We start from the raw sequence: 14,078 nt of genomic DNA, 5'->3' as shown, positions 1-14,078 counted from the left end.
TCAATTTAATCACAAATAAACGTTATCGATATCAGTGAGGACGGAATGGCTAAAAACCTAATTTTTCATAGAGATAGCATTTAGCGACCTGCCGCTTCTTACAATTGTAACCCACTGAAGATTAGTAAATTAAATTGTCTCACAGCAAAATGTGCTGCCGTCAAAATCCGCCCATTGACTTTAAAAAAGCCAGTGGCAAACTGCGCGCAATTTCCTTCATTTGCTCTGGTTTCTATCCCCTATGTCAATCTGGTCACGCCCTGTGATATTGCTGCTTTGCGGCCTGATGTTAATGACGGTCGCAATTGCCGTGCTGAATACGCTCGTTCCACTGTGGCTGACGCATGACTTACTGACAACCTGGCAGGTGGGCATCGTAAGCTCCTCCTATTACACCGGTAACCTCGCAGGAACTCTGCTGGCTGGCTGGTTAATCAGGCAGTACGGCTTCAACCGCAGCTACTACCTGGCTACCTTGATGTTTGCCGTCGCGACCCTGTGCCTGGCGATGATGTCGGGTTTCTGGGCATGGAGTTCAATGCGTTTCATCGCCGGTGTCGGCTGTGCGCTGATGTGGGTGGTGGTTGAGAGCGCACTTCTGTGCAGCGGAACGGTACGTAATCGGGGACAGCTGCTGGCGGCCTATATGGTTGTCTATTATATCGGCACCGTGACAGGCCAGTTGCTGGTCAGCAAACTGTCTACGGAATTACTCAGCGTGATCCCATGGGTGACGTCGCTGGTCTTCTGCGCCGTGCTGCCGCTGGTCTTTACTCGCGTCTCCGCCAGCGGTGAAGCGACAGAAGCCGCTCCGGCCCGCATCTGGCCGATGCTGCGTCGCCGTAGCTCACGGCTGGGCATCAATGGCTGCATTATCTCTGGCATCCTTCTGGGCTCGCTTTATGGCCTGATGCCGCTTTACCTGTCACATCAGGGTATGAGTGATGCTAATGTGGGTTACTGGATGGCGTTGCTGGTCAGCGCAGGCATTGTGGGCCAGTGGCCAATTGGCCGTCTGGCCGATCGTTTTGGTCGCATGCTGGTGCTGCGAGTCCAGGTCTTTGTGGTTATCCTGGGGGCGATGGCCATGTTAACCAATGCCGCGATGGCGCCAGCGCTGTTTGTTCTGGGACTGGCGGGCTTCACACTCTATCCGGTGGCGATGTCCTGGGCTTGCGAGACGGTTGCGCATCATGAACTGGTTGCGATGAATCAGGCGCTGCTGATGAGTTATACCGTGGGCAGTCTGGCTGGACCGGCAATGACCTCTGTTCTGATGCAGAATTATTCTGACCAGCTACTGTTCGTGATGATCGCTGCTGTGGCGCTAGTTTATCTGGTGATGCTGCTGCGCAAAGCGAATCATCAGGCTACGCCAGTGGCACATGCCTGATCGCTGAACAGCAAAAAGGGAGCGTTAAGCTTAATGCCAGTCAGTTAAGCGACAGGTGATAACGCAGTCTGGTGCCGGGCAGGGGCTGGCGGTCCTCGCGCCGCTGCTCGGTTCCTTCACGTCATTCCTCTGCCTGACGGACCGCCGGGGATGGCACATCCTGTGACGCCCCGTCTTTCGCCCGCGTCCTGCGGGCTCTCCTGGCAGACTCATTCTGTTCAGCGCTGCGGATTGCCTGCCCCTGCCCGGCCCCTCCCTGCTCTGAAACTTCAGTGTGTATTGTTAAAAAGGGCACGAGAGTGGAGGCCTGAGCGCCTCTGCTGCTGAAAGGGCTATCCGCAGCGCTGAGGCGTGACGGCGGGCCAGAATTCCACGCCGTCACAGCCGAAGGTACCGCGTGAGCGGCGCGAGGACGGCCCGGCAGCAGCAGAGGTGCTGCGGCTCGCTCGCCCGGAAAAAAAGCTGCCACGTTTGACCGTGACAGCCTTTACAAATCTAATCTTAACTGACCAGCGTTAAGCACCCTTTTTTGTGGCAGATTCTTCAGTACATCACTTCGTGGCCATAGCTGGCGAGAATGTTTTTCACGCGCTCCATCGTCTCTTTGCTCGGTGGCTTCACCCCGTCCAGCTTGTACTCTTCACCCATCGCAATCCATTTATGCTTACCCAGCTCGTGATAGGGCAGTAATTCAATCTTCTCAACGTTCTCCATGTCACGCGTGAATTCACCCAGCCGATGCGCGGTGTCATCATCGTCGGAATAGCCAGGCACCACGACAAAACGGATCCATGTCCGTTTGCCTTTTTTCTGCAGGTAACGGGCAAAGTCCAGCGTACGGTGATTGGAGACACCCACCAGAATCTGATGCACGTCATCATTCATTTGTTTCAGGTCGAGCATCACTAAGTCGGTAACGTCGAGCAGTTCATCGATCACCGGATCATAGCGGCGTACGAAGCCGTTGGTGTCGAGACAGGTATGAATACCTTCGGCCTTACAGGCCCGGAACCAGTCGCGCACAAATTCAGCCTGAAGAATGGCTTCACCGCCTGAGGCCGTGACGCCGCCGCCAGAGGCGTTCATAAAATGGCGATAGGAGAGCACATCCGCCATCAGCGCTTCGACGCTGATCTCTTTGCCACCGTGAGTATCCCAGGTGTCGCGGTTGTGGCAGTAGAGGCAGCGCATCAGGCAGCCCTGGAAGAAGGTGATAAAACGGATACCGGGACCATCGACGGTGCCGCAGGATTCAAATGAGTGGATACGACCGTTAACTGACATTGCGATGTTTTCTCCAGTGAGTCTGCCGGGACAGACGGCGCAATCTCTGTTGCGCTCAGGGCAGGAAATCGATTCTGGTGGGAACCTTGATGGAGATGACCACCAGAACAGACTTTTAATTAAAAGGCTCCTCGCGGAGCCTTTTTGATCGGGTAGAGCAGGTAATTACAGTGACTGAGTGAAGGTTCGGGTAATCACATCCTGCTGCTGCTCTTTAGTCAGTGAGTTAAAGCGGACAGCGTAACCGGAAACGCGAATGGTCAGCTGCGGATATTTCTCTGGATGTTCCATCGCGTCCAGCAGCATTTCACGGTTCATAACGTTAACGTTGAGGTGCTGACCGCCTTCAATGCTGGCTTCGTGATGGAAGTAACCATCCATCAGACCGGCAAGGTTGGTTTTCCGCACGTTATCATCTTTACCCAGCGCGTTTGGTACGATTGAGAAGGTATAGGAGATACCATCTTTCGCATAGGCAAACGGCAGTTTCGCGACGGAAGTCAGTGAGGCAACCGCACCTTTCTGGTCACGACCATGCATCGGGTTAGCACCTGGTCCAAACGGTGCGCCAGCGCGACGTCCATCTGGTGTGTTACCGGTTTTCTTACCATATACCACATTCGAAGTAATGGTCAGAACAGACTGAGTCGGCACGGCATTACGATAGGTGTTCAGCTGCTGAATTTTCTTCATGAAGCGTTCAACCAGATCGCAGGCCAGGTCATCTACCCGTGAGTCGTTGTTACCGAACTGCGGATATTCGCCTTCGATATCGAAGTCGATGGCCAGACCATCTTCGTCACGGATCGGTTTCACTTTGGCATATTTAATGGCAGAAAGTGAATCCGCAGCGACAGAGAGACCCGCGATACCACAGGCCATGGTGCGGTAGACATCCCGATCATGTAAGGCCATCAGTGCCGCTTCGTAGCTGTACTTATCATGCATGTAGTGAATGATGTTCAGCGAAGTCACATACTGTTTTGCCAGCCAGTCCATGAAGTGATCCATACGCTCCATGACGGTGTCGAAATCCAGCACGTCGTCGCTGATTTTGTCGCCTTTCGGTCCAACCTGCATTTTCAGCTTTTCATCCACGCCGCCGTTGATTGCGTAGAGCAGCGTTTTCGCCAGGTTGGCACGTGCGCCAAAGAACTGCATTTGTTTGCCGACAATCATCGGGCTCACGCAGCAGGCGATTGCGTAGTCATCATTGTCGAAATCAGCACGCATCAGGTCATCGTTCTCATACTGCAAAGATGAGGTATCGATAGAGACTTTAGCGGCATATTTTTTGAAATTAATCGGCAGTTTTTCTGACCACAGGATGGTCATGTTCGGCTCAGGTGAAGGACCCATGGTGTAGAGGGTATTCAGGAAGCGGAACGTACTTTTTGAGACCAGAGTACGGCCATCAACGCCCATACCTGCCAGGGATTCCGTTGCCCAGATTGGGTCACCTGAGAACAGCTCATCATATTCAGGTGTGCGCAGGAAGCGAACCATGCGCAGTTTCATCACCAGATGGTCAATCAGTTCCTGTGCCTGTTCTTCAGTCAGTTTGCCGGCTTTAAGGTCACGTTCGATGTAAACATCAAGGAAGGTTGAGACGCGGCCAAATGACATGGCAGCACCGTTTTGTGATTTAACTGCAGCCAGGTAGCCATAGTAAGTCCACTGTACTGCTTCAACCGCATTGGTAGCCGGACCGGAGATGTCATGGCCATATTTTGCTGCCATCTCTTTGATCTGGGCCAGCGCACGGTGCTGATCAGAAATCTCTTCACGCAGACGAATGGTCGCTTCCAGATTAACGCCATTCTCTAAATCTTCCTGCAGTGAGGCGAACTGAGCGAACTTATCCGCCATCAGGAAATCGATGCCGTACAGCGCCACACGACGATAGTCACCGATAATACGGCCACGGCCATAAGCATCAGGAAGGCCGGTCAGGATACCTGATTTACGGCAGCGCAAAATGTCCGGAGTGTAAACATCGAACACGCCCTGGTTGTGCGTTTTGCGGTATTCGGTGAAGATTTTTTTCAGTGAAGGGTCGAGTTCACGGCCATACACTTTGCATGACCCTTCAACCATTTTGATGCCGCCATAAGGAATGATGGCGCGTTTTAATGGCGCCTCGGTCTGCAGACCAACAATTTTTTCCAGTGGCTTAATGATGTAACCCGCGTCGTGCGAGGTAATGGTTGAGGCGAGATCGGTGTCGAAGTCGACTGGCGCGTGGGTGCGGTTCTCAATTTTGATGCCTTCCAGCACGCTTTCCCACAGTTTGGTAGTCGCTTCGGTGGCACCCGCCAGGAATGACTCGTCACCTTCATATGGGGTGTAGTTTTTCTGAATGAAGTCGCGCACATTGACGCTATTCTGCCATTCGCCTTCAGCAAATCCTTCCCATGCTGAAGCCAGTTTTGCATTAAGTTCGGTCATAATATACCTGCCTTATATGAGGAGACTTTACGGTCGGGCACAGCCAACTTCCTGTGCCGTCAAAAATGCGTTTAATGAACCTGGTCACCTTTACGGAGATAGATAACCCAGTAGGTCAACCCAACCAGAACGCCGCCGCCGATAATGTTTCCGATCGTTACGGGAATCAGGTTGTCGATAATAAAGTTACTGAGGGTCAGTGAGTGAAACTGTGCCGCCGTGGTGCCAGCTGCCTGCCAGAATTCAGGTGTCGCGAAGTCACGAATAGCAATGGCATAGGGTATAAGAAACATGTTGGCGATACTGTGTTCGAAACCGCTTGCGACAAACATCGCAACAGGCAGAATCATCACGACCAGCTTATCGGTCAGGGTGCGGCCTGAGTAACTCATCCAGACGGCGAGACAGACCAGCAGATTGGCCAATGTACCCAGACAAACCGCTTCTATGAAGGTGTGATGCATCTTGTGGTCGGCGGTTTGCAGAACATTCAATCCCCAGGCGCCATTCGCGACCATGTGCTGTCCGGCAAACCACATCAGGGCGACAAAGAAGAGTGCGCCTGCAAGGTTACCGGCGTAAACGTTAATCCAGTTGCGGGCCAGCTGTCCCCAGCTGATACGACCACTGGCTTTGGCGACAACGATTAATACAGTAGAGGTAAAAAGGTCAGCACCGCATACCACGACCAGCATTAAGCCGAGTGAGAAGCAGATACCTCCAATCAGTTTGGCTATGCCATAGGGCATCGCGCCGCTACCGGTGGTTGCTGTAATATAAAAAACGAATGCGATTGAGATAAATACGCCGGCGTTTATTGCCAGAAAGAAGGTCGTAAAAGGATGTTTGGTTGCTTTATAGATACCCGCGTCTTCGGCCACTTTCGCCATCGCGGCGGGTAATAAAAGATTAAAAGGGTTGTCAGTTTTCACACTAACTTACTCCTGAAGTTGTCTGAAAAAATACTAACAAAGGAGTATAGGTCAGTAATTGATATGGATCATGTTTGCCAGGGTGGTAACCCACTGGTCGCAAATTAATGAGAAAATAATGATTTAACTAACTGAATATAAATAAATAAATATATTTTAAAAATACAAAAATATTTTAATATAAAGTGATGCGCCACTTTTTTAGTTCAGGCTGTGTTATTAATTAATGGCTTATATGTTAATTAAAATGATGTGATGTAATAGGAAGGAATTTTAAAGTAGCTAATGTTTCATAGAGAAAGTGGAGAATGATGGCACCAGATAAATCCAGTGCCATGTTTAGCCGTCTGCTTTCAGTCTGACGCGTCAGAGCTTACGCGTTTTTCCAGTAGTGACGTTTGGCGTTTTGCAGTTTTTCGTAGGCGGTAAGCAGAGACTGATGGGCCGGGAAGGCCTGCAGCTCATCATCAACAGCCTGAAGGCCGTTAAACGGATTTTCACCACTGATCGCGGCTGAGGCTGCTTCCATTGCGCTCTCACCATACATCCGCAGGAAAGCGTGATGATACTGCAATGGATCACGCTCATCTTCCATAGCCAGTAATAGCAGGGTCTGCAGGCAACGATAGTAGTTAGCGCGCTCTGGCGTAAAGATTGAGCTGTTAAACTCCATCGTCCATTCTGTCCAGATCAATGCCTGATCCAGATCGCCGCCCGCCAGCGCCAGCATCGCTTTTAATTCGCCAACACGCAGCGTGTACCAGCCATTGTCTTTACCGGTCGCCAGACCCAGCAGCTCACGAACGCGGGTGAAGTCATCAAAGCCTTCATCATCAAGCTGTCCAATCAGATCCAGATACTCTTCCGGATTCCAGTTGCTGTCAGGCAGGGCCAGCAGGGTTTCACGCATGCCCGCTCCCATGCTGTTGTTCGCCAGGAACAGATCTTCTGCCGGGTAGATATCAGACATGCCTGGCACGATGATGCGGCAGGCATAGACACCCAGATGTTCGTAATCCGCAATATAGACTTCCTGATCTTCCGAGGCGAAGATTGCCATCAGCGTGGCGAATTCCTGTTCGGTGCTGCCCGCGAATGACCAGTCGACAAAAGGATAATCCGCAGTTTCTTTAAACAGATCCCAGGAGATCAGGCCGCTTGAATCGATGAAGTGTGTTTCAAGGTTGGCATGCTCAGCCACTTCTTCGTCATCAAAGGTCGGTGGGGTAAACACATCCAGATCTTTGAGGCTTCGGCCCTGCAGCAACTCGGTAACGGTACGCTCCAGCGCCACACCGAAATCAGGGTGAGCACCAAATGAGGCAAAACAGGTTCCGTTGGTTGGGTTAAACAGCACCACGCAGATAACCGGATATTTACCGCCGAGAGAGGCGTCATAAGCGAAAATCGGGAAGCCTTCCGCTTCAAGACGTGCAATGGCTTCGATCACCTCAGGATAACGCTGCATCACGTCATCAGGAATCGCAGGCAAGCTGATCGCTTCAGCAATAATGCGGTTTTTAATGTAGCGCTCAAACACTTCAGACAGCCCCTGAACACGCGCTTCATTCGCGGTATTACCTGCCGACATGCCGTTTGAGACATAGAGGTTGCCGATAATATTCATCGGGATATAGACAGTCTGCTGGTCGGACTGACGGGTAAAGGGCAGGGCGCAGATACCACGTTCAGTATTCCCGGACTGCAGATCAATCAGGCCGGAAGCCGTCAGTGCATTGTCGGGATCGTAAAATGCGCGCAGGCGCGGATCCAGAATACCTTCAGGTAAGGACTCATCATCAGGTAACGCAAACCATTTTTCATTGGGATAGTGAACAAAATCGCCGTTAGCGATCTTTTTTCCCAGCCAGAAGTCAGCAAAAAAATAGTTAGTTGAGAGACGCTCGAAATACTCGCCCAGCGCGGAGGCCAGCGCCGCTTTTTTACTGGCGCCCTTGCCGTTGGTAAAACAGAGCGGGCAATCGCGGTCGCGGATATGCACTGACCAGACATGGGGGACAGGATTAAGCCAGGACGCTTCTTCAATGTTAAAGCCAAGATCCTGCAGCTTGTTCTGGAAACGCGCAATGGAGTCTTCCAGTGCGGCATCTTTGCCCGGGATAAATGTTTGCGTCATAGTGCCGCTCTCTCAGTTGTCATAGGGTGCGTAAAGCGCGCAATGATACGGATTTTGCTAACAGACCGCTATCAGGGCGGGACATTTTTACCGGCTTACTTTACCGGCTTAGTTTTCATCACTTCTGCTCTCAGGCCAAACGCGGATTAATGGCGCTGGATAAAGCCTCACAAAATTCCGCGCAGGTTTGCATTGGTAACATAACCTCCGGCGAGCCAGATTCAGAAAATGTGACCGCTCCCTGATTTATGATTGCAGCTATCAGAATGCAGTGATAAAACCGGATGGTTATTCATAACCGTTCGATATGACAGTGGTGAGGGGAAATGACGCAAGTTTATAATTTTAGCTCTGGCCCGGCGATGCTACCGGTTGAAGTGCTTCGTCGTGCAGAACAGGAACTGACGAACTGGCGCGGTCTGGGTACCTCTGTAATGGAGATCAGCCACCGCAGTAAAGAGTTTATCCAGGTGGCTGAAGAAGCGGAGCAGGACTTCCGTGATCTGCTAAAAATACCGTCCAATTACAAAGTTTTATTCTGTCATGGCGGGGCGCGTGCGCAGTTCGCTGCCGTACCGGGAAATCTGCTGGGTAAAGCGACCAGTGCCGACTATGTTGATGGTGGTTACTGGGCGCATAGCGCAATAAAAGAAGCGGAAAAGTATTGTTCCCCACGCACGCTGGATGTCAAAACAACGCGCGACGGTAAACGGGCCATCCTGCCGATGAGCGAATGGGAGGTGAGTGAGACGTCCGCTTACCTGCATTTCTGCCCGAATGAAACCATTGATGGCATCGCGATTGACGAACAGCCCGACTTTGGCAGTAAAACTGTTGTTGCTGATTTTTCATCCACCATTCTGTCACGCCCGATCGATGTGAGTCGTTACGGTGTGATCTATGCGGGTGCGCAGAAAAATGTGGGCCCGGCCGGATTAACGCTGGTTGTCGTTCGCGAAGATCTGCTGGGTCAGGCGCACGCCTCTGTGCCCTCAATCCTCGATTACAAAGTGCTGGCCGATAACGATTCGATGTTTAACACCCCGCCGACTTTTGCATGGTATCTCTCAGGTCTGGTGTTTAAATGGCTGAAAGAGAAGGGCGGTGTGGCTGAAATTGATCGTATCAATCAGGCAAAATCTGACCTGCTTTATGGCGTAATCGATCACAGTGGCTTCTATCGTAATGATGTGGCGACAGAAAACCGCTCACGCATGAACATCCCTTTCCAGTTGGCTGATGCTTCACTCGATGCGCTGTTCCTGGAAGAGTCGTTTAAGGCGGGATTACACGCGCTTAAAGGCCATCGTGTAGTAGGTGGTATGCGCGCCTCTATTTATAATGCGATGCCGCTGGAAGGTGTGAAGGCCCTGACCGATTTCATGGTCGATTTTGAACGCCGTCACGGCTGATTATTAAGATATCAGCATTGATGCTGATGCCAGACCTCGTCACACGGCGAGGTCTCTGTATTTTTTGAGGATTTCGTTTCACATGCAGGACTCCCTGACTCTCCAACCGATTGCGCGCGTCAACGGCACGGTAAATCTGCCCGGCTCAAAGAGCGTTTCCAATCGTGCATTGCTGCTGGCTGCTCTGGCTAAAGGTACAACCCGTCTCACCAACCTGCTCGACAGCGACGACGTTAAGCACATGCTGAATGCGCTGACCGCGCTTGGCGTAAACTATACGCTTTCCAGCGATCGCACCCTGTGTGAAGTGACGGGAAATGCCGGGCCACTGCACGCATCTCAACCGCTGTCACTGTTTCTGGGCAATGCCGGAACCGCAATGCGTCCGCTGGCCGCGGCGCTTTGTCTGGGCCAGCACGATATCGAACTGACCGGTGAACCCCGCATGAAAGAGCGTCCGATCGGGCATCTGGTTGACGCACTTCGTCAGGGCGGAGCAACCATTGAGTACCTGGAAAACGAAAACTATCCGCCGCTGCGTTTACGCGGTGGTTTTACCGGGGGGGAAGTCAGTGTGGATGGCAGCGTTTCCAGCCAGTTCCTGACAGCGCTGCTGATGACCGCGCCGCTTGCACAGCAGGATACCTGCATCACCATCAAAGGTGATTTGGTGTCGAAACCTTACATCGATATTACCCTCAATCTGATGCAGTGCTTTGGCGTCGAGGTTGAGAATCAGAACTATCAGCGCTTCCTGATCAAGGGACAGCAACAGTATCAGTCGCCGGGTGATTACCTGGTTGAAGGCGATGCCTCTTCCGCTTCCTATTTCCTGGCCGCTGCCGCCATTAAAGGCGGAACGGTTCGTGTCACCGGGATTGGACGCCAGAGTGTGCAGGGTGACATCCGGTTTGCTGACGTGCTGGAAAAGATGGGCGCGACGATTGAGTGGGGCGATGATTACATTGCCTGTACGGCCGGAAAACTGCAGGCCATCGATATGGACATGAACCATATTCCGGATGCTGCAATGACCATCGCGACTACGGCGCTATTTGCAGAGGGCACTACCCGGTTACGCAATATTTATAACTGGCGGGTAAAAGAGACCGATCGACTGAGCGCAATGGCCACAGAGCTGCGTAAAGTCGGGGCAGAAGTCGAAGAGGGTCATGACTACATCCGTATTACGCCGCCAGCGACGCTGATTCATGCGGATATTGGTACCTACAATGACCACCGCATGGCGATGTGTTTCTCTCTGGTTGCACTTTCTGATACCCCGGTGACCATTCTCGATCCTGGCTGTACTGCTAAAACCTTCCCGGACTATTTCGTTCAGCTGGCTAAAATAAGCCAGAGCGCCTGATATCTCCCTTTCCGGTGCGGTTCGCACCGGAACTCCCCTGATTTTATCTGGCTGTAACAGGCCAGAGATCCTCTGAATTGACTAAGATTACGAACCTGATCAGTGCGAAAGGGTAACCAAGCCGTGCTATGCAGCGTATAATGCTAGTCATTAATGGTGACCGAAAGGTCAGGAAGCACGCAGCAACAGGAGGGAATAATGACAGTAACTGCCCCGGTCATAACTATTGATGGGCCAAGTGGAGCGGGAAAGGGAACCCTGTGCAAAGCGATGGCGGAATCGCTGCAGTGGCATCTGCTGGACTCCGGTGCTATTTATCGCGTGCTGGCGTTAGCCGCATTGCATCATCAGGTGGATATTGAATCTGAAGAAGCGCTGGTGCCGATTGCCGCTCACCTGGATGTGCGCTTTTTGTCACAAAATGGTGAAATGCAGGTCATACTTGAAGGTGAAGATGTCACCGGAGAAATCCGTACTCAGGAGGTCAGCAACACCGCTTCTCGTGTTGCCGCTTTTCCCCGGGTACGCGAAGCGTTATTGCGCCGCCAGCGCGGTTTCCGCGAGATGCCGGGCCTGATTGCTGATGGCCGTGATATGGGCACCGTGGTTTTTCCGGATGCGCCAGTGAAAATTTTCCTTGATGCCAGCCCGGAAGAGCGTGCTCAGCGCCGTATGCTACAGTTGCAGGATAATGGCTTTAATGTTAACTTTGACCGCCTTTTAGCCGAGATAAAAGAACGCGACGACCGCGATCGTAATCGCGCAATTGCGCCTTTAGTATCCGCTGGCGATGCATTGGTTCTGGACTCTACCGAGATGTCTATCGATCAAGTCATTGAAAAAGCGCTACAATATGCCCGCGAGAAGCTGGGTATTACGGCTTAACTGAATCTACCACCCTGTACCATGGATCCGGTGCCGGGCATGTGAAACAACCCCATCCGACATGAAGTCAGATGGACGTTAAATTGAAGAATCCTGAAGATTATCAATATGACTGAATCTTTTGCTCAACTATTTGAAGAATCCTTAAAAACAATCGAAACCCGCCCGGGTTCTATCGTTCGTGGCATCGTCGTTTCTATCGACAAAGATGTCGTTCTGGTTGATGCGGGTCTGAAATCTGAATCTGCAATTCCTGCAGAGCAGTTCAAGAACGCAGCCGGCGAACTGGAAATCCAGGTAGGCGACGAAGTTGATGTTGCTCTGGATGCAGTGGAAGACGGCTTCGGTGAAACCCTGCTGTCCCGTGAGAAAGCTAAGCGCCATGAAGCATGGATCACGCTGGAGAAAGCTTACGAAGACGCTGAAACTGTTACCGGTGTTATCAACGGCAAAGTTAAAGGCGGCTTCACAGTTGAGCTCAACGGTATCCGTGCGTTCCTGCCAGGTTCACTGGTAGATGTGCGTCCGGTGCGCGATACGCTGCACCTGGAAGGCAAAGAGCTTGAATTCAAAGTGATCAAGCTGGATCAGAAACGCAACAACGTCGTGGTTTCACGTCGTGCGGTTATCGAATCCGAAAACAGCGCAGAGCGCGATCAGCTGCTGGAAAACCTGCAGGAAGGCATGGAAGTCAAAGGTATCGTTAAGAACCTGACTGACTACGGTGCATTCGTTGATCTGGGCGGCGTTGATGGCCTGCTGCACATCACTGACATGGCATGGAAACGCGTTAAGCATCCAAGCGAAATCGTCAACGTGGGCGACGAAATCACCGTTAAGGTGCTGAAGTTCGACCGCGAGCGTACCCGTGTTTCTCTGGGTCTGAAGCAGCTGGGCGAAGATCCATGGGTTGCTATCGCTAAACGCTATCCGGAAGGCACCCGCCTGACCGGTCGTGTTACCAACCTGACTGATTACGGCTGCTTCGTGGAAATCGAAGAAGGCGTTGAAGGTCTGGTACACGTGTCTGAAATGGACTGGACCAACAAAAACATCCATCCGTCTAAAGTTGTTAACGTAGGCGACGTGGTTGAAGTTATGGTTCTGGACATTGACGAAGAGCGCCGTCGTATCTCCCTGGGTCTGAAGCAGTGTAAATCTAACCCATGGCAGCTGTTCGCTGAGACGCACAACAAAGGCGATCGTGTTGAAGGTAAAATCAAGTCAATCACTGACTTCGGTATCTTCATCGGCCTGGATGGCGGCATCGACGGTCTGGTTCACCTGTCTGACATCTCCTGGAACGCGACTGGCGAAGAAGCCGTTCGTGAGTACAAAAAAGGCGACGAAATCGCTGCCGTTGTACTGCAGGTTGATGCAGAGCGCGAGCGTATCTCTCTGGGCGTTAAACAGCTGGCAGAAGATCCGTTCAACAACTACATCACTTTGAACAAGAAAGGTGCCATCGTCACCGGTAAAGTGACTGCAGTTGATGCTAAAGGTGCTACAGTTGAATTAGCAGACGGCGTTGAGGGTTACCTGCGCGCTTCTGAAGCTTCACTGGACCGCATTGAAGATGCAACTCTGGTTCTGAACGTTGGCGACGACGTTGAAGCTAAGTTCACCGGCGTTGATCGTAAAAACCGTGTCGTAAGCCTGTCTGTCCGTGCGAAAGACCAGGCTGATGAGAAAGAAGCTATTAATACTGTTAACACCAAACAGGAAGAAGGCAATTTCTCTAGCGCTATGGCTGAAGCGTTCAAAGCGGCTAAAGGCGAGTAATCGGCCTGAAGCACCGGGTGGGCAACCACCCGGTTTCGGTAAAAGCTGTCATACATTCCCACAGGGATAAACCGGAGGTTACATGACCAAGTCAGAACTGATCGAAAGACTGGCGGGACAGCATACTCATATACCGGCGAAAGTCGTTGAGGATGCAGTAAAAGAGATGCTTGAGCACATGGCCACTACGCTGGCACAGGGCGAACGCATTGAAATCCGGGGATTCGGCAGCTTTTCTTTGCACTATCGCGCTCCGCGTACTGGACGTAACCCGAAAACGGGTGACAAAGTGGATCTGGAAGGTAAATACGTTCCCCACTTTAAGCCAGGCAAAGAGCTGCGCGATCGCGCAAATATCTACGGCTAAGCCGATACCGAACCAGATAAACGACATCTCCGGATGTCGTTTTTTTTTGCCTGCGATTCAGGCTCAGAC

The 14,078-nt window shown here is 51.8% G+C and carries 10 protein-coding genes; 6 read left to right on the top strand and 4 right to left on the bottom strand.

Annotated features, from left to right (window positions below):
• Positions 1-241: 241 nt before the first annotated feature.
• Positions 242-1,393, top strand: coding sequence for an MFS transporter (locus EPG66_RS05380; RefSeq protein WP_182686158.1), 1,152 nt, complete (start codon positions 242-244; stop codon positions 1,391-1,393).
• Between the two features lie 543 nt (positions 1,394-1,936).
• Here the strand turns inward: EPG66_RS05380 and pflA are convergent.
• From pflA to ycaO, 4 genes are all read right to left on the bottom strand, one after another.
• On the bottom strand, positions 1,937-2,677 hold the full coding sequence (gene pflA / locus EPG66_RS05375; protein ID WP_010254935.1) for a pyruvate formate lyase 1-activating protein: 741 nt from the start codon (positions 2,675-2,677) through the stop codon (positions 1,937-1,939).
• A gap of 165 nt (positions 2,678-2,842) precedes the next feature.
• Positions 2,843-5,125, bottom strand: coding sequence for a formate C-acetyltransferase (gene pflB / locus EPG66_RS05370; protein ID WP_031594115.1), 2,283 nt, complete (start codon positions 5,123-5,125; stop codon positions 2,843-2,845).
• 71 nt (positions 5,126-5,196) lie between these two features.
• Positions 5,197-6,057: a formate transporter FocA gene (focA, locus tag EPG66_RS05365; RefSeq protein WP_010254939.1), complete on the bottom strand. Its 861-nt coding sequence runs from the start codon at positions 6,055-6,057 to the stop codon at positions 5,197-5,199.
• A gap of 373 nt (positions 6,058-6,430) precedes the next feature.
• Positions 6,431-8,194: a 30S ribosomal protein S12 methylthiotransferase accessory factor YcaO gene (gene ycaO / locus EPG66_RS05360; RefSeq protein WP_182686156.1), complete on the bottom strand. Its 1,764-nt coding sequence runs from the start codon at positions 8,192-8,194 to the stop codon at positions 6,431-6,433.
• Between the two features lie 326 nt (positions 8,195-8,520).
• Here ycaO and serC point away from each other — a divergent pair, with 326 nt between their 5' ends.
• The 5 genes from serC (at position 8,521) to ihfB (ending at position 14,009) form a co-directional block, all read left to right on the top strand.
• On the top strand, positions 8,521-9,606 hold the full coding sequence (gene serC, locus EPG66_RS05355) for a 3-phosphoserine/phosphohydroxythreonine transaminase (RefSeq protein WP_010669757.1): 1,086 nt from the start codon (positions 8,521-8,523) through the stop codon (positions 9,604-9,606).
• 82 nt (positions 9,607-9,688) lie between these two features.
• Positions 9,689-10,975: a 3-phosphoshikimate 1-carboxyvinyltransferase gene (gene aroA / locus EPG66_RS05350; protein ID WP_031594113.1), complete on the top strand. Its 1,287-nt coding sequence runs from the start codon at positions 9,689-9,691 to the stop codon at positions 10,973-10,975.
• Between the two features lie 198 nt (positions 10,976-11,173).
• Complete coding sequence (gene cmk / locus EPG66_RS05345; RefSeq protein ID WP_182686154.1) at positions 11,174-11,860, top strand: (d)CMP kinase; 687 nt, start codon at positions 11,174-11,176, stop codon at positions 11,858-11,860.
• A gap of 108 nt (positions 11,861-11,968) precedes the next feature.
• Positions 11,969-13,642 carry a 30S ribosomal protein S1 gene (rpsA, locus tag EPG66_RS05340; protein WP_003849352.1) on the top strand — a complete coding sequence of 558 codons (1,674 nt, stop codon included), beginning with the start codon at positions 11,969-11,971 and terminating at the stop codon, positions 13,640-13,642.
• Between the two features lie 82 nt (positions 13,643-13,724).
• On the top strand, positions 13,725-14,009 hold the full coding sequence (gene ihfB / locus EPG66_RS05335) for an integration host factor subunit beta (RefSeq protein ID WP_003849360.1): 285 nt from the start codon (positions 13,725-13,727) through the stop codon (positions 14,007-14,009).
• Positions 14,010-14,078: the final 69 nt, after the last annotated feature.

The sequence above is a fragment of the Pantoea pleuroti genome, assembly GCF_014156615.1.
In the GTDB taxonomy this organism is placed as follows: domain Bacteria; phylum Pseudomonadota; class Gammaproteobacteria; order Enterobacterales; family Enterobacteriaceae; genus Pantoea; species Pantoea agglomerans.
The sequence above is the reverse complement of the archived record's forward strand: the minus strand, read 5'-3'. Positions and strand labels throughout refer to the sequence as shown.